Below are 17,600 nucleotides of genomic sequence, written 5' to 3'. Positions count from 1 at the left end.
TCCGCAATCGTTGTCTATTTGGAACCTGTCCCTCTATGAATAGATTTCAATTGGCGTTCCGTCTTTGACCATAGCGTAGATCTCTTCAATCTCCTGATCTGTGACAGCGACGCACCCTGCGGTCCAGTCACGCTTGTTCGTGGGATCAATTCCAGGGCGAGGGCCGCCATGGATAAAAATATCACCGCCCGGAGAACGACCCCGAGCTCGGGCAAACGCAGAATCCGCCTCGTTCGGATAAGAGATTCCGATTGAAAGATGGAAAAGGCTTTCGGGATTGCGACGGTCAATTACATAGGAGCCTTCAGGTGTTCGCCCGTCTCCTTCGAATTGCTTGTGACCTTCGGGGGCAAATCCGAGTCCAATCGGAAAAGTCCGCAAGACACGCTCACTACCATCGAGGATAAGTAGGCGCTGCCCTTTGTATAGCCGAAGCCGAGTCACAACCGGCCCATTGTAAGTACGGAACTTGTTTGCACAGCCAGACAAAAAGGCGGCTATGAAGCCAGAGAGAAACAAACGTCTTTTCATAGGAACTGCCCGGCTCATTTTGATTTTTTCAAAAGAATATCACTAAAGGCCAGTTGAACAAAGGTGTATTGGATCTCACTAGGACAGGAACCGAAAACCAAGTGATCAGTTGTGGCCACCTCGTCAGCAGTGCAATGAGTGACACTTTGATTTCGACATTTGTTATTCTTACGCAACCTTTCAGTTTTCGCCTATTCAGTATCGAGATCGCTGCTGTAGTCAGGTTTTTTGCCGCTGGAAATCTTGACGCCGATTATTAAGCGAGCCAGATCGTCTACCGAATTGGATTCTTGTTCTAAGGGTTCGTTCACTACGCTGCACCTGTATCGATTTTCAGGTACCACGTAGTTTCGCGCCGGGCCACCCACCCTCAGATAGCGTCACTGTCTAGCTGCAACTTAGGACAATCTCTGTCTATCTGAAATTAGATCTACCAAATTTCGCAAACATATTTGAGGCTCTATTTGTTTCTACTTTGCTTCATCGGCCCGCCCAACGAACCGTTCAAACACTGCAAGAGTTTCGTCACTTACATGATGCTCAATACCTTCAGCGTCATGCTCTGCCACTTCCGGTGAAACGCCCAAGGCGATCAGGAACTCCACGACAATCCGGTGACGCCTTCTACAAGCTTCCGCCAATTGACGCCCGGCATCGGTCAACTGAAGTGAGCGGTAAGGTATTTGCTCAATGAAACCCTCTCGTTTCAAACGAGTCAAATTTTTGGAAACCGTAGGTTGGGTCACGCCCAATCGCTCGGCTATTTCGACCGGGCGCGCTGCACCATTCTGATGGATCAGCTCCGCGATAAGTTCAACGTAGTCTTCAACCATTTCGCTTTGGTGAGCCTGTCGCACAGCCTCAAACCCGCTCGCCTGGGTATCAATACTACGATCTGAATTTACCGGTTTTGTTTCGGTCATCGGCTCATGATTACGTCGCTGGTCTAGTCTCCAGTGTATGCACCTGAAAGCCGAGCTTGACAATGAGCATGCCTTCATCCTTAAATTAGACAAGGCTAACTTAAATAGACAGTGCTATGAAACATCTGATAGCGTCCACACTTCTTTGCGCACTGCCAGTGATCGCGGATGCCACGGCGATTGAAGAATCTCCTTGGGCCCCGCGCGCTGCCGCGTATCGACTGACCTTGTTCATGGGAAATCTAACCCCGGTTCCCTGGGATGAAATTGAGAGGAGTTGGACTTCGCCCGCACCTGGCAGTGACATTCAGGTCGCTCCCCTATCACGCGTCTCCGACAACGAAGCGCTTGCGATCAACCAAGCTATGCAAGCCGAAGATCGGCAGGCGCTGTTCGAAGCAAGCACAACTGCCATTGCGGAGGGAATCCTGCGCCATCTGGATGTCGCAAAGACCGCGCTGGGTCAGCCTGAGGCGGCCCGCGAGGTCGCGCAAGCGGCTGCTCTGTTCCGCGCATTCGAAGATGGTATCAAGGCTGCGGACACGTCGGCGGCTCGCGACCTGGGCCGGGCATGGCTGGTTCTGAACTCCACCCTTGGCAGCGCAGGAGTACTGGGCAACGGCGCCCAAACGGTGGATGCCGACCAATTTGCAGAAGCTCAGGCCATTGTCGCTGCCTATATTCGTGCCAACTATCTGCCATCCGAGTATGCCCAACGCGACAAGTTAACACCGCTGCCTGAAACAGTTGTGCTTTCCGGCGAACAAATCACAATGCCCGCCACGCTGCCGCCAGGGTCAAACATCGGAGATCAGGCGCAGCTGCCGCGGCTGGTTCTTCAGTTTGAGGAGGCGGGTGAGGATGAAGCTAATCTACCGCTGGTGGCCTACGGTGACATGCTGTTCGACAGCCCCGAAATCTTCGGCGGCCCGGCGCGTGAGTTGGGCATCGCCTGCTCGACCTGCCACAACCGCTCCGACGTGAACCGGGATTTCTTCATTCCGGGCCTTTCATCCCATCCGGGTGGGATGGATGTGGACGGATCGTTTTTCAATCCAATGTTCAATGACCGGACCGATGATCACTTGGACACGCCTTCTATGCGTGGCATCCGCTTTACCGCACCTTATGGCCGCGACGGGCGCGAACCCAGCCTGCGCCGGTTCATCCGAAATGTGATTGTGACCGAATTCGCGGGAAAGGAACCAACGCCGTTCCAACTGGACGCGCTGGAAGCCTATGTCAAACAGTTCGACTTTCTTCCCAACCCAAAGATCGACCGGTCCGGCAAGCTGACCGATCTGGCGTCAGATGCCGCCAAGCGCGGGGAGTTGCTGTTCAACACCAAATTTGCCGGACTTGGTGACAAATCCTGCGCTTCGTGTCACACGCCTGACCGTCAGTTCCGCGATGGTCTGACCTACGACATCGGCAGCGCTGAACCACCATTCCCCGGCGGCACGGCTTCTGCGTTCGAAACCCCGACGCTGCGCAACGTCAATTTCACTGCACCTTACATGCATGACGGATCGCTGCCGACGCTGGCCAGCGTTGTTGACTGGTTCAATGATACCAAAAATTTGGGTTTGGACGAAGCACAGCGCGCAGATCTGACGGCCTACGTCGAAGCTGTTGGAGACGGTGAAGACCCCTATCAAGTATTCGAAGGTCGCAACAGCGTATTCCGCTTGTCCTGGGAAGAGCTGACGACATTCGCCAGTACGCTCGATACCCTGCTGCCGATGCAGGATGCCGAAAACATAGCGGTTCTGATCGACACGGTAGCTCCTGATCTGGCCGCGGATGCCAGTGTCATGGTCAATCAGAACGCCAAGCCCGAAATCTACGAATTCGCCGCGATCCTGCGAGCGGTTGGCGATGCCAGCGCCGAAGGAAACTGGACCGAAGCCATCCGCCAGTGGGAACTGTTCAAGTCCATGCAGGCCGAAATTGACGAGAGGATGTTCTGATGTTGTCGCGCCGCAATTTTCTGGTCGCTGCAGCCGCATCTGCAGCCATGCCCGTAATGGCTGCAACTGACCAGGGGCTGAAGCTGGCCTTCATCCCGCAGGAGAACCCCGAAAAGCTGTTGGGTGACATCAACGTCATCACCGGCTGGCTTTCAGAGCAGATGGGCGTCCCGGTCACGGGGTTTGTCACGTTCGACCACGCTGCTGCCGTTGAGGCGCTGCGCAACGGTGATGCCGATATCTCGTTCATGGGAGCGTTGCCCTTTGTGTTGGCCGAAGACCAGATCGGCGCCGTACCGCTATTGTCCGAGGTTTATCGCGGGCAACCCAGCTATTCGGGCCGGGTCTTCGTGCGGCGTGACAGCGGAATCGAAGCGCTGGCCGATCTCCGGGGACGTGACATCGCCTTTTCCGATCCGGTCTCGGAATCCGGTTACATCTATCCGCTTGATCTGTTTGTGCGCGCCGGGCTGTTCGCGGGCACGGGCGATGCCGACAGCTTTTTCGGGCAGAAATTCTTTGCTGGCGGATATCAGCAAGCGATGCAGGCCATGGCCAACGGACTGGTCGATGCGGCAGGCGCAAGCCAGTATGCCGATCTCTATCTGACCCCGGATCAGCAGGCCGAGGTCAAGGTGCTGGCGGAATCAGAACAAATTCCCAGCCACGCAATCATTGCCCGCCCTGATCTGGACGCCGGGCTGCAGGCAAAGTTCATTGAAACCATGCTGCGCCTCAACGAGAGTGAGAACCGTCATCTGTTGGCCTACCTCTATGGCCCGGATGGCTATCTTCCTGCTGATCCATCGGTTTACGAGGGCGTGCGCGAGACTGCGCGGCGGTATGGGTTTCTGAAATGAATCCTGTAGTTTCACTCAACGCGATATCGCAACACTTTGCCAGTGCAGCGGCGCTTACAGAAGTTTCACTATCAGTGCAGCCCGGTGAAAGCGTCGCGCTACTCGGTCCTTCGGGTGCGGGCAAATCAACGATGCTGGCTTTGTTGGACGGTCGTTTGCGTGGTTGGCACGGCGAAGCCCAGGTGCTTGGCAAGCCACTTTTGGCAACTGGGGTTCCATCCCGCGAGGACCGTGCCAATACCGGCTTTATCTTTCAGGAATTCGCACTGGTTGATCGGCAGAGTGTTTATCAGAATGTAATGAACGGTCGGATGGGCCGGATGAATATCTGGTCTTCGCTTTGGGGGCGGTTCCGGGAAGAGGACCACATGTGCGTGACACGGGCGCTTCAGGATACGGGGCTGTCAGACCTGGCAAGCCGCCGTGCCGATCAGTTGTCGGGTGGGCAACGGCAGCGCGTTGCGATTGCCAGATGTCTGGCACAAGAACCCGAGTTGATCCTTGCGGATGAGCCCGTCAGCAATTTGGACCCTGCTCACGCCGAACGAATTCTGAGCCTGATCACAAGCTCTGCACGTAGCCGTGGTATCGGCGTCATTTTCAGCTCGCATCAGCCGGATCTGTCGCGCCGCTTTGCCGAGCGCATCATAGGCCTGCGAGATGGCGTGGTATTGTTCGACAAACCGTCGGCTCAATTTACCAGCGGGGACATCGACGAGCTGTATCACGGCGCCAGTGTCACATCGGGGCTGCGTGTAGTCAGTTGATGGGCCGATCTGTCATTTGGGTCATGCTGGCTCTGGCGATCCTGTGGTCGCTGACCAGCGGGGATATGGGATTGGGCAAGCTGCCAGGCGCAGGGCCCCGTCTGGCAGAGTTTATGGGGCGCATGATCCCACCTGACCTGTCCGTTTGGCGCGAGGTTCTGACAGGGCTGGCGGAGACACTGAGGATCGCCATTCTGGGAACATTGTTCGCTGTAATCCTGTCCTCGGGACTGGCCCTTCTGGCCTCTGAAACTATGGTGTCACCAACAATTTGGCGCCCCGTCCGCGCCTTGCTGGCGGTTATCCGGTCGATCCCGCTGATCCTGGTCGCCATGCTAATGGTGGGCGCTGTTGGGTTGGGACCACTTCCCGGTATTCTGGCAATCACATTTCACGCGACTGGCATGTTGGCAAAGTTCTATGCGGAAGCCATCGACAACGTTGCTACCGCTCCTGTGGCGGCGCTTGAAAGCGCGGGAGCCAACAGAATTCAACAGTTGCGTTGGGCGATCTGGCCGCAGATGGCGCCTGTGATCATGCGCGATACCGTATTTCGGTTTGAACTAAATCTGCGCGAAAGCCTGATACTGGGCATTGTCGGTGCCGGTGGCATCGGGCTGTATGTGCAAACCTATGTACGGTCGTTTCAGTATGAAAAGGCTGCGACCGTGACGTTGGCAATCATTGTTCTGGTTTTATTGTCAGAGGCGCTGAATACGGCCTTGCAAAAACGGTTCAACTAAGCCGGAATCTCCCAATTCTCCAAGGAAAAGGCTCGTGTCTTTCCTTTCTTCCATCGCGGTTGAAGGTTGGATGCTTCGCTTGAAACCGGGCCGGTGTAGTCTGCTACACACCCCCTCACGCTGGTTTGTTAAGGCCTCAAGCTTGCTAGATTGAAAGTCGCCTGCGTTGAGGAAAATTCTTGGTGCCAATCTAGCGTTCAAACGGATTCACCGCTGTTTCCATGGGAATGTGTTGCCGAAACATTTGCTACCAGCCTGCCAGTGCGTAGTGCTCTGACACGTGCGTTCATCCAATGCCTCACGACGACTCGGTACATCAGTTCACGGAAAAAGCCAAAGTTCTGCCTGTGACGGACATAGAAGGAGTCAGGGGAGTCAAAGACCCCAAAATCCTGCACGATGCCGTTTCTTTGAATGTATGTGTCACGGCCTTCCCATTCGACCTGGGGATCGCTCAGGCAATCCGTCCCCACACCATACCCACACAGGCTTTCTGTTTTGGGAAATGTCTGCTGCAACACGCGTAAGAAAAGCTCATCCAGAATAAAGCCTTCCAGCTTTAGCCACGTACCCTCTGCTTCGACTTCGACCCATGAATGCACAATCTCCATCGGCGCCATCGGATAGAAAAGCTCGGGAACCACACCCCTCTGCAATTCTTTGTGGATCGTAAAGCCATGCAAACGGCATCGGATACCGCTGCCGCGAAACAGTGCCATCAGAAGAGTGCCCTTGGTATTGCATTGCCCATAGCCATTGGCGAGTACCTCTGACGCCGGGATATCGTCTGCACGGTTGTAACCAAAGGCAATCTCGTTACGCACGAAATCATAAATAGCGCCAATTCGATCCAATACAGGCAGATCGGGCCAGCTCCGTTCCGTTATGAGCCCCAAAATTGCGGGTGTTTCAAAATCAAGCAGAGGTGTGGCGGTTAGCAACGGGTCTCGGTTCAGCATTTGGTCTCTCGTCGAATCAACTCAGAAAGACTTTTAACTGCTATAGTGACTATAGCTTCAAGAGGCTAATTCCAGTTCGCAATAACGCTGCCCGGGGTTACGCGCCGATTTCTTCGTGATCAGTAAGACATTCGGAATGATCGCGCAGAACTTCGAGAACACGACAGTCCGAGGTGTTGCCGCCACTGCATTCATGCACCATGCGCTCCAGCTCGGTCCGCAACGCTTCCAGCCGCGCCATTCTTTGCTCAATCTGTTTGAGTTGCCGGCGCGCGATACTGTCGGCTTCATGACATGGGCGATCCGGATCGTCGGACAAATCAAGCAGTTCGCGTATCGCCTCAAGCGAAAACCCCAATTGGCGGGAATGACGGATGAATGCAAGGCGATCCAGTTCGGCATGGCCGTAACGCCTCTGGCCACCTTCGGTGCGCCCCGGTTCCGGCATAAGTCCGATCTGCTCGTAGTAGCGGATCGTCTGAACCTTGGTTCCGGTCTTTTTTCCGAGCGTTCCGATCGTCAGCATCTGGGTCTCCTTGCAAAGTTACAGCTTATGTAGGTTCGCGTCGACACCGCACAATAGTACCTTCCAGCCGGTGGACCTGTGACACCCAGCCGCAGGCTCAAAAACCCCTTTGAACCTCTAGCAGGTAGAGGGTGTACATGCCGTTCTGAACCAAGAATCACAGGCGGACGGCTAACTTTGAAACTGACCGTGTTTCAGAAAATCTTATGGGTAATGGCTGGTGTCGCAACGGCGGCATTTGCCTATCTGATGCTGTGGTCAGAATATAGACCTGCGCGGATTGAGGAGGGGTCTGTCCCGTTCGAAGCCAGGTTCGAACTGACAGATCACTCTGGTGTTGTCCGTACTCAGAACGACTTTGCGGGCAAATGGATGTTGGTGTTTTTTGGGTTCACCAACTGCCCGGACGTATGCCCTACAACACTGTCTGAGGTAGCAGCAGTGCAGGAAGGGCTGGGCGACCAATCAAACCAAGTGCAACCTATCTTCATTTCAATTGACCCCGAACGCGACACTCCGGCCGTCCTGGCCGAGTATGTGCCACTTTTCGATGCGGGGATCATTGGGCTTACAGGCACGCCAGAACAGATTGCGCAAACGTCCAAGACCTTTCCGATATTCTACGAACGGATCGAACAAACCCCTGCGCCGGATGGATATACGATGGGGCATACCTCTCATCTGTTTCTGTTCAACAAGGACGCTGGATTCGTCCAGTCCTGGTCCTATGGCACGCCTGCCGAAGAAATTCTTGCGGATCTGAAACAGAGACTCTGAGCACCATGTCCCGGTTTTCTAAAGATACACTTCTCGGCCTGGCCTGGGCGATTGCCTTGGTTGCTTCTCTTTCTGTTCTGTTCATTGGAGAGATCCTGGGGCAGACGCCCTGTGTGCTGTGCTGGTTCCAGCGCGCGTTCATGTTCCCATTGGCGATCGTACTGGGGCTTGGCCTGTGGTGGCAGGACCAGAACGTGGGCCGATACGGGATAGCACTGGCATTGGGGGGCGCCGTTGTCGCCTTGTGGCACATGGGCCTGTATGCTGGTCTGATCCCGGAAAAAATCCAACCATGCTCGGCAAGTGGTCCGTCCTGCACCGACGCAAATCAATCTGTTTTGGGCATCCCGATTCCGCTGATGGCGCTCGTTTCATTCGCGCTGATCGGCGTTCTGTGCGCCCTTTCACTCAAGGAGAAACAAGTATGAACAGACGTGGCATGATCTTGTCCGTTCTCGCGCTCGGTGGGGCCGGATTCGGGGCCGCCGCCTGGTACGTGAACCGAACGACTGCTTCAGGCAACACCGAGCCTGTCGCACCCGAAATCGCCGAAACACTTATCCGTTCCTACTCGCCTGTTCTCGGCCCTAAAGACGCACCGGTTACAATTGTCGAATTTTTCGATCCGGCTTGTGAAGCCTGCCGTGCCTTTCATCCGGTCGTGAAGGACATAATGGCTCAGCATGGAGACGCCGTGCGTGTTGTGATCCGGTACACCCCTTTCCATGGCGAAGGCTCAGAGGAGGCGATCCGCGTGCTTGAAGCGGCACGCATGCAGGGGGTCTTTGAACCGGTCCTGGAAGCCGTGCTGCGAGAGCAGCCCAAATGGGCCGCGCATGGTGCGCCTGAGCCTGGTCTTATTATTCGAATTGCAGCAGCGGCGGGACTGGATGCCGAGGCAGCGCAGGCACAAATGCTTGCGCCCCAGACAGTTGGTGTTCTCAATCAGGATCGCGCTGATGTCGAAGCGGCCGGTATAAGGCAAACTCCGACATTCTTCGTCAATGGCAAATCTCTGGATCCGTTTGGTGAGGCTGAATTGAGGCGCCTGGTCGCTGCAGAAGTTGCAGCACTGCAAAGCTGAGCAGTAGCGAGAGGTACTATGAGACTCACTGCAAAAAATACTCTTCTGGCAGGTGTACTGAGTGCATTCGGTCTGACGGCCATTCTCTCGGCACCGGTTCTGGCAGGGGGCAACGATGTTGTCGTTGAAGATGCCTGGTCGCGCGCTTCTATTGGCTCCAACCGACCTGGGGTCGCTTACATGACGATCCGCAACACCGGCAATGAGGCCGTCACGCTGACGTCTATCCGCACCGATCTTGCGAGGATGCCCGAGATCCATCAGACATCGACCAATGCAGAGGGCGTCAGTTCCATGGCACCCGCTGGCGAGCTGGAAATTGCGCCGGGTGGTTTCGTAGCGCTTGAGCCGGGCGGGCTCCACGCAATGCTCATGCGGCTGCAACGCCCTATGATCGAAGGCGAGCGCTTTACGCTGACTCTTATCTTTGCTGATGGCGCAGAAAAGACCGTCAACGTGCCGATATTTGGCATCGCGGCGCGAGGCCCCGAGAGCTGATGCAGCGGCGACGCGTTCTCACATTCGGGTCTGCTGGACTTGGAGCAATCGGCCTGACGCTCTTTGCCGGATGGTGGCAAGTGGATGGGCCGGGAGCGGCTCAATCCGATCGCCTTCGCCCCCTTGCGTTGTCGGACATGAACTTTCGCATGGTTGATCACGAAGGGATCACCGTCACCCCGCAATCGCTGGTCGGACGTGCAACAATGGTGTTCTTCGGCTTTACCTACTGCCCGGATGTTTGCCCGACGACTCTTTCGGATATTTCCCTCTGGCTGGATGATCTGGGCAATGACGCGGACGAGTTGAACGTCGTGTTTATAACCGTAGACTCTGAAAGGGACACGGTCGATGCCATGGCCGATTATGTCAGCTACTTTCATCCGGCTATTCGCGGTTGGGTCGGCGTTTCGGACCAAATCGCGCAAGCCGCAGACGACTTTCGCGCCAATTATGAAAAAGTTCCACTGGAAGATGGCGACTACACAATGAACCACACCGCAAGTGTTTTTCTGTTTAACCCCACAGGCGAATTTGTCAGCACCATCGACTATCATGAGCAGAGAGAGTTCGCTGTACCCAAGATCCGCCGCGCTTTGAAAAGTGGAGCGGATACAACATCATGAACGCACGGTTTCTAGCAACCTCGGCGATCGCGATCAGCAGCGTCTCGATTGCTTCGATCATGTTCATTGCCTCGAACAGGTCTGAAATGACGGCGCCTGCGCCCACGGTCTTTCAGCTGCCCAAACTTCCTGCGGAACCGCAGATCACATCGGCTCCGTTGCTGAATGTACCATCGGCAGAACTCGCTCCAAGCCCCGTTTCGTTTCGACCTGCTCAGCCGGAACCCATTCAGGCAGAGGAACCTTTGCCACCTGTTGAACCACCTTCACGAACATGGACGCGCGAGCTTGCAGTGGGTGACACACTCGACAGTATGCTGTCTGACGCGGGGATCGACGCAACCGATCGCGCCGAAATCGCACTTGCACTTGGCGCTGAATACGACTTGCGGCGCTTGCGGCCGGGTCACTCGATAACAGTCGTTGCAACGGCAGCGGATCAACTGTGGAGTGTGGAGCTCGCCGTGGAAGATGGCGTGAGAATTGAAGTGACACTTAGCGAGACGTTGTCCACGCGCGTGGTCTCACCGGAACCCGACACTGTCATTCTGGCCCGCAAAACAGAGATCGAAACTTCGATTTCAAATGCGCTGAGTAGCGCAAAGATCCCGGTTCGTTTTGCGGTGGATCTCGCTCAGATGCTGAGCGGGACAGTGGATTTTCGGAGGGACCTGACAGGTGGTGAAGCTCTCCGTCTTCTCTGGCGCGAAAAGAGCATCGATGGCGAGAGGGTGGGCCAGTCCGAGCTCATTTTTGCGGCGCTGGAAGTTGATGATCGGCTTTACGAAATAGCATGGCCAGACGACGACAACGGTCGCGCCACGATCTATGTTGATGGTGAACTTCTTCGTGTCTTTGCCCAACCCGTCGAAGGCGCGCGCCTGAGTTCAGTCTTTGGTCGGCGAAAACACCCGGTCTACGGCAATGTGCGGATGCATACAGGTGTCGATTTTGCTGCTGCACGCGGCACGCCGGTACATGCGACAGCTCCGGGCCGGGTATCCTATGTTGGTTGGCGCGGGGGGTATGGGCGTGTGGTGGAAATCGCTCATGGATCGGATACGGTCACGCGATATACGCATCTTAGCGCAACCGCCGATGGTCTGGCCAAAGGTCAGCGCGTGGAGGCTGGCGAGATGGTTGGCCGTGTCGGGTCGAGCGGCACCGCGACCGGCCCCAATCTTCATTATGAAGTATTGGTTGACGGGCGCCCAACGGACCCGCTTTCTGACGACCGACTTGCTGCCGCTGCGAACAACGAGGTTGAAAGCGAAGCAGCGCGAAAACGCTTAAGAAATGCTCGGGCACAGCTTGAGGAACAGCTGGGCAATACCGTCGCCAAAAAAAGCGAATCTAGTTCGTGAGAGTTTCTTAAAACGGCTTCAGGTGCGCGGCTATCAGTTAGCGGGTATGCGCACCTGAAGCGAACTGCACTGCAGAAGAACCAAATCAGAGGATGTAAGATGATGGCAATCGCGGGGGCCTTGGTTGGCGCCGTTTGGGGTGGGGTCCTGGCAAAGCGCCGGAATGGCAACAGCCTTGATATTCTTCAATACGCTACAGGATATGCCATCGCTTTTGGCCTGGTGGCGTTCTTTCTTTCGATCGCAGTTGTGCGCCTGATGTAACGCGCCAGTAAGCGAGGCGAAAGCCGGACACCTTGAAGTCCGGCTTCCACTCTTATGTGGTCGCAGCGCCTGTTCCGTGCGAGCCAAGGGTATTTGCCGCAGTCTGGGCGGTGTGATCTTCCGGAGCTTTCAGAAGCCGTAAGGCATTGGCCACGACCAGCAAGGACACTCCGACATCCGCGGCGATTGCACCCCACATGGATGCCAGCCCAAAACCCGTCAGAGTCACAAACAATGCTTTGGTCGCAAGTGAGAAGCCGATGTTCTGACGGATGATCGACATGGTTCGACGTGAATGGTCGATCAGCCAGGGTACTTTACCGATGTCGTCGGTCATTAGAGCAATATCTGCGGTCTCAATAGCAGCGTCGGACCCAACTGCACCCATCGCGACCGCATAATGTGCCCGAGCCATCGCAGGTGCATCGTTGACGCCATCGCCGATCATCGCAACCATCTCGTGTTGCTCTGCCAGTTCTTCGATCGCAGCGACCTTGTCTTCCGGCAGAAGCTGGGCCCGGACTTCGTCGATGCCGACTTCGGCTGCTACCGCTCTCGCGGTTTGTTCGTTGTCACCTGTCAGCATGATGATTGACTTCACGCCCTGCGCGTGAAGCCGGGCAACGATGTTCTTGGCTTCGGGGCGAATGCGGTCCCGCAGCTCAAGCAAACCGGTGACTCCGTTCTCATCCCCGACAACCACAAGTGTGCTTCCCGCGCTCTCGATCTGGTTGCTCAATTCGGCAGGAATGGACGCGCCAAAGCCCTTCTCTACAGCGAAGCGGTCAGAGCCAAGCCAGATATTTCCGCGCTCGGTGCGGCCCTCAAGACCCCGACCGGGAACGGTTCGGATATCTTCAGCCGCAGATATCGAAATGTCGGTCTGTTCTGCCCTGGTGAGAATGGCGCGGGCCAACGGGTGTGAAGATCGAACCTCAAGGCTGGCAGCGCTTGCCAACAGTTCCCGCTCGGATGCGCCGCCCAGCGGATAGACATTGGCCACTTCAGGCTCGCCCATGGTGATCGTGCCGGTCTTGTCCATGGCCAGTGCGGTAGTGCGCCCGGGGGCTTCGATATATGCACCGCCCTTAATCAGAACCCCGGCCCGGGCCGAAGCGGTCAAAGCCGCAACGATTGAAACCGGCGTGGAAATGACGAGTGCACAGGGGCAGGCGATAACCAGAAGAACAAGTGCATTGTAAAACCAAAAGCCCCACGATGCGCCAAATGCAAGCGGTGGGATCAGGGCGATGGCCACTGCAACGACCATAACGATGGGCGTATAGATCCGCGCAAATTTTGTTACCCACTGCTCAACCGGCGCACGGCGCGCATGAGCATCACCGACCATCCGGATGATCTTGGCAAGCACGGTATCGGACGCTGTTTTCGTCGCACGTATTTTGAGGGTGCCTTCACCATTGATTGTGCCGGCGTAGACCTCATCACCCAGCTCTTTGGGGATCAGTGCGCTTTCACCTGTGATTGGAGCCTGGTCAACGGCACCGGCCCCTTCGATGACTTCCCCGTCAAGTGGAATGCGATCCCCACCCCGAACGATGAAGCTGTCGCCGACAAAGACATCCGCCGCCGGGACCGTTGCCTCTGAGCCGTCAGCACGAACCAGCCGAACCGTCGGGGGGGCCAGATCAAGCAGCGCGGATACTGCGTTGCGAGCCCGTCCGACACTCCAGCTTTCCAGATAAAGAGAGAGCGAAAAGAAAAATGCTACAGTTGCCGCTTCAAAAAACTCACCCAGACCGATGGCACCAGCGACGGCAACAACCATCAAAAGGTTCATATCCGGCGAAAGGCGCTGCGCCGAAGACCAGGCCTTGGGGGCCACCAGCCAGACGCCAAACAAGATCGCGACCGCGAACAAAGTGGCCTCGGGCAAAGGCATCGGAACCTCACCATGTCCCGAAAACAGTCCAAGCGCTCCGCCCATGCCTGTTTCGAAGATGTGCCAGCCAAAGCCTGCCGCCCAAAAACCTCCGCTGAGTGTGGTGAACCGTCGCTGACGCGCAATATGCGCCGCCTGATCCAGGGCGGCATTTCCGTCATCCCAAGGTTTGGCGTTCATACCGGTGCAGGCAACCAGCAGCATGACGTCTTCGTCAGAAAGCTTGGCAGCACTTTCAAGAAGCGTCATTCGACTGTTGATGACATCAAAAGCGAGATGCTCTTCACCACCAACTTTCGGGCCGATAACCCGGTTCAGGATCACAACCTCTTCGGCGCAATCGAGGCCAGAGACCTGAAAGCTTCTACCGCCGTCAGGAATTGGACCGGCGGGGGCGATGGCGCCACACCCGCCACTACTGCATGCGTGGTGACCATGTTTGTTTTCGTGGCCATGGTCGTGGCTATGGGTATCGGATGACATGATCGGACCTCAAGAATCTCTATGGTCCTTTGTAAGTAGTTCCTACAGTAACTAGAGCTTCAATACCTTTCTGAATTTTTTAGCATCCGGGTTCCTTGCGCGTGATACCGACACTCCATTCCTTCTTGCGGGCTGGTCGCGTGGATGCAATCTAGTCGCAGAGGACGCAAAAAATTCTGGAACAGGTCAATGCAGAAACGGATCGCAATTACCATCACGTTAGTCTCGATTACTGCCGGTTGCTCAGCCCAGTTCACTGGGGCCAAAAGCAAAGCACTTGAACCAGGCAACGTGCCAGATTCAGTCGTTGCGCTGGCAGGGCCGGGGCAGGATCTGGCCACGGCACGCCTTTTGCCAGAAGACAATTGCTTCTGGTATGAGCACAGCGGACCTGTCGAGACGACATTGGTACCATTGCGCGCGACGAATGGCGCTCCGATCTGCGCCGCGCGAGACGCCTGATAAAAAAGAGGGCGACGACGTCCACCTACGCTGCCCAAAATTTATGAGCGGGCTGTGACGCTATCTTCGGCCGAGTATAAATATGCGGTCGAGCCGATTCTTACATGTGGGTAGAGATCATTGATATGGGCCATGATCATTCTAACACATCCAGAACTTGCGCGACCACCGATGCTTCTAGGCTGAGGCGTGCCGTGAATTCTGAGATATGTATCTCGATTTCCAACGTATAGATAAAGGGCTCGAGAGCCGAGAGCATTACTTGGCCCGGGTTCCATACCATCCCGAAATTCCGCGTATTCGGGGTTGCGCTCGATCATTGAAGCCGTTGGCGTCCAATGTGGCCACTCGACCTTGCGCCGGATAGCATAGGTTCCGGGCTCGTAAAGGTTCCCTCGCGCGATCGCAACGCCATAGCGCATTGCGGTCCCGCCTTCCTCGATATGGTAAAGATAGCGCGCGACCGCATCGACATGGATGTCACCAGGAACCAAACCATCATTTGCTACGACACGTCGTGGTAAAAAACGGTCATGAACGCCCCATGGATTTGAGGTCGCTGGATCGTAATCAAATGGCGTGACCTGGCTGTCCCAATAGGTCTTTTGCGACGAGGTTGGCCATGTTTTGGCGATCAATGGACTGGCCGCAGACGCGGAAAACAGCGCAGTGGTTGATTGAATGAAATAGCGCCTTGTCAGCATAGATCTCAGCCTGGTTCACAAGTTCAATGTATTTGCATCGCATTTTCACGATCAAATTCGAGTCTTAAAGCCTCTAGCAGCTAGAGCTTCAAGAGGTTTCAGGTAACGCTTAGTTTATCCAGTCGATCAGGTGCGCGGTGGCGTGAACTCTGATTTGATCGAGTTTGCTTTGGACTGGGTCAAAAAAGCAATGGAAAGAACCGAAATGCCCATTGTAGTTGCTTCATGTTTTCGGTTTCCGACGATGCAAGCCAAAGGAACAAGACGGGAATTCGGCGCGGCTTTGCAACAGCTTATCTGTCCTTGGATACAGAGCGGCAAAAACCCGCGCGCACGCTGTACTTGCCGCTTAGACCCGCTGAATCCGCGTAGTTGTCTTCTCAGCCAGGAATGTCAATCAGGAGTCATCGCCGTCAGGCTGCACGGTCACTTTGGCCTCCACGGGCACACCCTCAACCATCAGAGGGCTGTGGCTGTTGCCATTGAGAGAAACTTTTACTTCAACATCGCCATCGGGGAGCGACGGAAGGTGTAACCAATTGGCATAAAGGCGGCCCAGCTTTTCGCCGTTGATATAAACATGCGCGTGACCTTCGCCTGGAACGTCAGCCGTGGAGGCATTTTCCGGAGCAAAGCGAAAGTTCTGCGGTGTCACACGCAGATTCCAGCCCGCCATAGGATCCTTAATCATCTGGATCGCCACACTGGGGGCGTCGCTGTCGGCAGGCAGATTAGTGGCAGCGGAGTGGTCGTGCGCTGCCATCTCCATGTTGCCGCCGTGTTGGGCCGGGTCAGTATGGTCATGGCTCTCAAAGGTGCTACCGCTGCTGGCGGCAATCACAAAGCCAGCACCGCCGCCAAAGACAAGTCCGATGGCAAAGAGAGCAAGAGAACGGGACATCTTGTCATCCTCAATAAAAAAAACCCGCCGGTGTAACCAGCGGGGTAGCAATGGAGGAGCGCGATCAGACTGCAGCGCCTGCGCGCTTGCCTTCTGTCTGCCAGAAGTGGCCGGTGAAACTGCCTAAGAGTGCCCAGGCGGCCATGCCGATGCCGAAGGCCCGGGCAGCAAAAAGCGCCCCGATCTCGGTCGGAACCGGCCCAGAGAAACTCTCAGGCTCAGGGGCCCCGATAATATGCGGTACCATTAGCAGCACGGCCGCAATCAGGTAGCTTACCAGGTTACCTCCAAAGGCAATCAGCCACATGGCTACGCCGGCTGCGGCAACGGTGACCGTCCACCAGATCTGACGCACTCCCACATCTGCTGCCGCTACGCCGGGAACTTCTGGAGCCAGTGACAAGCCAGGAGCAAAGTGGAAGGCGACAAAGCCCGCAAGACCCCAAAGCAGGCCGGTGCGGCCGTTGATCTCATGCCCCTGACGTTCGGCTACTGACATCAGCGCCGCCAGGACTAGCGCATAGCCGGTGTAGGTAAGCATGGTGAAGATAATGCTGAGACCATCGCGCATCGGCTCGGCGAACATGCCGGGCAGGTCGGGATGCGCAGTTACGGGATCAGCGCCAAAATGCACCAGGTCGCCGCCCTCATAGAGCTCGGCGTGAAGTAGCACTGGCTGCACGAAATACAACTGCAGAAGGGCGGCAATCAGCCCCGCTGCTGCACCAGCGAACAAGCCGCTGGTCAGAATACGACTGAACATTGTTTTAGTGGCAGGGGAAGCCAGTTGCGTGGCGCACATCATGAGCCGCGTCATGCAGGCCAGAAGCCTGAACATGGCCAGTCACGGTAATGATCCCTAGACCCAGAACCACGGCGAATACTGCAGGCAGAAAGGATGCGCCAGCGGCGGATGCCTTGATCGTTTTTGTCGTCATTTTAATCCTCCTCGCCGTCACACCCGACGGCATATGTTGTGTCCATCCTACGGCCGGTCTCCTGACTCGCAGGTCACAGCAGACTTCCCCCTTCCCAGCGCCATTACGCCAGTGGTATTGGAAGGCCGCTCGCCGCTCACAGTCGCGGGGGCGGTCAAGGCTTCAGTGCGGTAGTTTGGTGCACCGTCCTCATTCCCGTTTCAGTCCCAGTGCGTAGGCACCTTTGGACACCGTAGAAGCCTTTATTGTTCCATAGTGCTTTGTTCCGTCAAGTACGAAAGCGACATCATAGTATTCTGCAGCGGTCAATCTTAGGT

General features: G+C 55.9%; 21 protein-coding genes and 1 riboswitch. Of the genes, 12 read left to right on the top strand and 9 right to left on the bottom strand.

From position 1 onward, the window contains the following. Window positions 1-33 precede the first annotated feature (33 nt). On the bottom strand, window positions 34-531 hold the full coding sequence (locus ACXAH8_RS18695; protein WP_170634645.1) for a L,D-transpeptidase family protein: 498 nt from the start codon (window positions 529-531) through the stop codon (window positions 34-36). Between the two features lie 470 nt (window positions 532-1,001). Next, window positions 1,002-1,454, bottom strand: coding sequence for a manganese-binding transcriptional regulator MntR (mntR, locus tag ACXAH8_RS18690; protein WP_170634647.1), 453 nt, complete (start codon window positions 1,452-1,454; stop codon window positions 1,002-1,004). A 116-nt stretch (window positions 1,455-1,570) separates the two neighbouring features. Between mntR and ACXAH8_RS18685 the strand changes: the two genes are divergently transcribed. The 4 genes from ACXAH8_RS18685 to phnE are packed head-to-tail and all read left to right on the top strand — an operon-like array spanning window position 1,571 to window position 5,794. After that, window positions 1,571-3,424, top strand: coding sequence for a cytochrome c peroxidase (locus tag ACXAH8_RS18685; RefSeq protein WP_170634649.1), 1,854 nt, complete (start codon window positions 1,571-1,573; stop codon window positions 3,422-3,424). Further along, window positions 3,424-4,284 (top strand): phosphate/phosphite/phosphonate ABC transporter substrate-binding protein, encoded by an 861-nt coding sequence (locus tag ACXAH8_RS18680; RefSeq protein ID WP_170634651.1) that lies wholly within the window; start codon window positions 3,424-3,426, stop codon window positions 4,282-4,284. Before ACXAH8_RS18685 ends, ACXAH8_RS18680 begins: the two co-directional genes overlap by 1 nt. After that, the gene (locus ACXAH8_RS18675) at window positions 4,281-5,051 is read left to right on the top strand and encodes a phosphonate ABC transporter ATP-binding protein (protein WP_209251504.1); all 771 of its coding nucleotides are present in this window, start codon (window positions 4,281-4,283) and stop codon (window positions 5,049-5,051) included. The genes ACXAH8_RS18680 and ACXAH8_RS18675 overlap by 4 nt, the downstream gene beginning before the upstream one ends. Continuing rightward, the gene (phnE, locus tag ACXAH8_RS18670) at window positions 5,051-5,794 is read left to right on the top strand and encodes a phosphonate ABC transporter, permease protein PhnE (RefSeq protein ID WP_209251502.1); all 744 of its coding nucleotides are present in this window, start codon (window positions 5,051-5,053) and stop codon (window positions 5,792-5,794) included. The genes ACXAH8_RS18675 and phnE overlap by 1 nt, the downstream gene beginning before the upstream one ends. Window positions 5,795-5,991: 197 nt before the next feature. Here phnE and ACXAH8_RS18665 read toward each other — a convergent pair whose 3' ends face one another. Continuing rightward, a complete protein-coding gene (locus tag ACXAH8_RS18665) occupies window positions 5,992-6,753 on the bottom strand; it encodes a transglutaminase-like domain-containing protein (protein WP_170634657.1) in 762 nt (253 codons plus the stop codon). Between the two features lie 97 nt (window positions 6,754-6,850). Next, the gene (locus ACXAH8_RS18660; protein ID WP_170634659.1) at window positions 6,851-7,279 is read right to left on the bottom strand and encodes a MerR family transcriptional regulator; all 429 of its coding nucleotides are present in this window, start codon (window positions 7,277-7,279) and stop codon (window positions 6,851-6,853) included. 213 nt (window positions 7,280-7,492) lie between these two features. Between ACXAH8_RS18660 and ACXAH8_RS18655 the strand changes: the two genes are divergently transcribed. The 7 genes from ACXAH8_RS18655 (at window position 7,493) to ACXAH8_RS18625 (ending at window position 11,892) form a co-directional block, all read left to right on the top strand. After that, window positions 7,493-8,056: an SCO family protein gene (locus ACXAH8_RS18655; RefSeq protein WP_209251500.1), complete on the top strand. Its 564-nt coding sequence runs from the start codon at window positions 7,493-7,495 to the stop codon at window positions 8,054-8,056. 5 nt (window positions 8,057-8,061) lie between these two features. Beyond that, entirely contained in the window at window positions 8,062-8,484 is a 423-nt protein-coding gene (locus ACXAH8_RS18650; RefSeq protein ID WP_209251498.1) for a disulfide bond formation protein B, read from the top strand. Continuing rightward, window positions 8,481-9,140 carry a DsbA family protein gene (locus tag ACXAH8_RS18645; RefSeq protein ID WP_209251496.1) on the top strand — a complete coding sequence of 220 codons (660 nt, stop codon included), beginning with the start codon at window positions 8,481-8,483 and terminating at the stop codon, window positions 9,138-9,140. The genes ACXAH8_RS18650 and ACXAH8_RS18645 overlap by 4 nt, the downstream gene beginning before the upstream one ends. A gap of 18 nt (window positions 9,141-9,158) precedes the next feature. Then, on the top strand, window positions 9,159-9,638 hold the full coding sequence (locus ACXAH8_RS18640; RefSeq protein WP_209251495.1) for a copper chaperone PCu(A)C: 480 nt from the start codon (window positions 9,159-9,161) through the stop codon (window positions 9,636-9,638). Then, the gene (locus tag ACXAH8_RS18635; RefSeq protein ID WP_209251494.1) at window positions 9,638-10,264 is read left to right on the top strand and encodes an SCO family protein; all 627 of its coding nucleotides are present in this window, start codon (window positions 9,638-9,640) and stop codon (window positions 10,262-10,264) included. Before ACXAH8_RS18640 ends, ACXAH8_RS18635 begins: the two co-directional genes overlap by 1 nt. Further along, entirely contained in the window at window positions 10,261-11,628 is a 1,368-nt protein-coding gene (locus tag ACXAH8_RS18630; protein ID WP_209251493.1) for a M23 family metallopeptidase, read from the top strand. The genes ACXAH8_RS18635 and ACXAH8_RS18630 overlap by 4 nt, the downstream gene beginning before the upstream one ends. A gap of 99 nt (window positions 11,629-11,727) precedes the next feature. Beyond that, entirely contained in the window at window positions 11,728-11,892 is a 165-nt protein-coding gene (locus ACXAH8_RS18625) for a hypothetical protein (protein ID WP_170481525.1), read from the top strand. A gap of 52 nt (window positions 11,893-11,944) precedes the next feature. Here the strand turns inward: ACXAH8_RS18625 and ACXAH8_RS18620 are convergent, their stop codons facing one another. Beyond that, the gene (locus tag ACXAH8_RS18620; RefSeq protein WP_209251492.1) at window positions 11,945-14,278 is read right to left on the bottom strand and encodes a heavy metal translocating P-type ATPase; all 2,334 of its coding nucleotides are present in this window, start codon (window positions 14,276-14,278) and stop codon (window positions 11,945-11,947) included. Between the two features lie 189 nt (window positions 14,279-14,467). Here ACXAH8_RS18620 and ACXAH8_RS18615 point away from each other — a divergent pair, with 189 nt between their 5' ends. Next, on the top strand, window positions 14,468-14,740 hold the full coding sequence (locus ACXAH8_RS18615; RefSeq protein WP_209251491.1) for a hypothetical protein: 273 nt from the start codon (window positions 14,468-14,470) through the stop codon (window positions 14,738-14,740). 41 nt (window positions 14,741-14,781) lie between these two features. On the opposite strand, the gene ACXAH8_RS18610 is transcribed toward ACXAH8_RS18615, so the two are convergent. The 4 genes from ACXAH8_RS18610 to ACXAH8_RS18595 form a co-directional block, all read right to left on the bottom strand. Beyond that, a complete protein-coding gene (locus ACXAH8_RS18610; protein WP_170634676.1) occupies window positions 14,782-15,444 on the bottom strand; it encodes a L,D-transpeptidase in 663 nt (220 codons plus the stop codon). Window positions 15,445-15,841: 397 nt separating this feature from the next. Then, window positions 15,842-16,345 carry a hypothetical protein gene (locus ACXAH8_RS18605; protein WP_170634678.1) on the bottom strand — a complete coding sequence of 168 codons (504 nt, stop codon included), beginning with the start codon at window positions 16,343-16,345 and terminating at the stop codon, window positions 15,842-15,844. Window positions 16,346-16,409: 64 nt separating this feature from the next. Then, entirely contained in the window at window positions 16,410-17,108 is a 699-nt protein-coding gene (locus tag ACXAH8_RS18600) for a CbtA family protein (protein ID WP_170634742.1), read from the bottom strand. A 4-nt stretch (window positions 17,109-17,112) separates the two neighbouring features. Beyond that, window positions 17,113-17,283, bottom strand: a complete 171-nt coding sequence (locus ACXAH8_RS18595; RefSeq protein ID WP_170481539.1) for a CbtB domain-containing protein — start codon at window positions 17,281-17,283, stop codon at window positions 17,113-17,115. A 34-nt stretch (window positions 17,284-17,317) separates the two neighbouring features. After that, a riboswitch (cobalamin riboswitch) is annotated at window positions 17,318-17,533 on the bottom strand. Between the last annotated feature and the right edge of the window lie 67 nt (window positions 17,534-17,600).

Source organism: Ruegeria sp. ABV3_008 (genome assembly GCF_056161185.1).
This window is presented reverse-complemented; position numbering and strand designations above follow the sequence as displayed.

Excerpts from the sequence above, each read along its gene's own strand:
- ACXAH8_RS18695 (WP_170634645.1), bottom strand. The coding sequence starts at position 531 with ATGAAAAGACGTTTGTTTCTCTCTGGCTTCATAGCCGCCTTTTTGTCT.
- mntR (WP_170634647.1), bottom strand. The coding sequence starts at position 1,454 with ATGACCGAAACAAAACCGGTAAATTCAGATCGTAGTATTGATACCCAG.
- ACXAH8_RS18685 (WP_170634649.1), top strand. The coding sequence starts at position 1,571 with ATGAAACATCTGATAGCGTCCACACTTCTTTGCGCACTGCCAGTGATC.
- ACXAH8_RS18680 (WP_170634651.1), top strand. The coding sequence starts at position 3,424 with ATGTTGTCGCGCCGCAATTTTCTGGTCGCTGCAGCCGCATCTGCAGCC.
- ACXAH8_RS18675 (WP_209251504.1), top strand. The coding sequence starts at position 4,281 with ATGAATCCTGTAGTTTCACTCAACGCGATATCGCAACACTTTGCCAGT.
- phnE (WP_209251502.1), top strand. The coding sequence starts at position 5,051 with ATGGGCCGATCTGTCATTTGGGTCATGCTGGCTCTGGCGATCCTGTGG.
- ACXAH8_RS18665 (WP_170634657.1), bottom strand. The coding sequence starts at position 6,753 with ATGCTGAACCGAGACCCGTTGCTAACCGCCACACCTCTGCTTGATTTT.
- ACXAH8_RS18660 (WP_170634659.1), bottom strand. The coding sequence starts at position 7,279 with ATGCTGACGATCGGAACGCTCGGAAAAAAGACCGGAACCAAGGTTCAG.
- ACXAH8_RS18655 (WP_209251500.1), top strand. The coding sequence starts at position 7,493 with ATGGCTGGTGTCGCAACGGCGGCATTTGCCTATCTGATGCTGTGGTCA.
- ACXAH8_RS18650 (WP_209251498.1), top strand. The coding sequence starts at position 8,062 with ATGTCCCGGTTTTCTAAAGATACACTTCTCGGCCTGGCCTGGGCGATT.
- ACXAH8_RS18645 (WP_209251496.1), top strand. The coding sequence starts at position 8,481 with ATGAACAGACGTGGCATGATCTTGTCCGTTCTCGCGCTCGGTGGGGCC.
- ACXAH8_RS18640 (WP_209251495.1), top strand. The coding sequence starts at position 9,159 with ATGAGACTCACTGCAAAAAATACTCTTCTGGCAGGTGTACTGAGTGCA.
- ACXAH8_RS18635 (WP_209251494.1), top strand. The coding sequence starts at position 9,638 with ATGCAGCGGCGACGCGTTCTCACATTCGGGTCTGCTGGACTTGGAGCA.
- ACXAH8_RS18630 (WP_209251493.1), top strand. The coding sequence starts at position 10,261 with ATGAACGCACGGTTTCTAGCAACCTCGGCGATCGCGATCAGCAGCGTC.
- ACXAH8_RS18625 (WP_170481525.1), top strand. The coding sequence starts at position 11,728 with ATGATGGCAATCGCGGGGGCCTTGGTTGGCGCCGTTTGGGGTGGGGTC.
- ACXAH8_RS18620 (WP_209251492.1), bottom strand. The coding sequence starts at position 14,278 with ATGTCATCCGATACCCATAGCCACGACCATGGCCACGAAAACAAACAT.
- ACXAH8_RS18615 (WP_209251491.1), top strand. The coding sequence starts at position 14,468 with ATGCAGAAACGGATCGCAATTACCATCACGTTAGTCTCGATTACTGCC.
- ACXAH8_RS18610 (WP_170634676.1), bottom strand. The coding sequence starts at position 15,444 with ATGCTGACAAGGCGCTATTTCATTCAATCAACCACTGCGCTGTTTTCC.
- ACXAH8_RS18605 (WP_170634678.1), bottom strand. The coding sequence starts at position 16,345 with ATGTCCCGTTCTCTTGCTCTCTTTGCCATCGGACTTGTCTTTGGCGGC.
- ACXAH8_RS18600 (WP_170634742.1), bottom strand. The coding sequence starts at position 17,108 with ATGTTCAGTCGTATTCTGACCAGCGGCTTGTTCGCTGGTGCAGCAGCG.
- ACXAH8_RS18595 (WP_170481539.1), bottom strand. The coding sequence starts at position 17,283 with ATGACGACAAAAACGATCAAGGCATCCGCCGCTGGCGCATCCTTTCTG.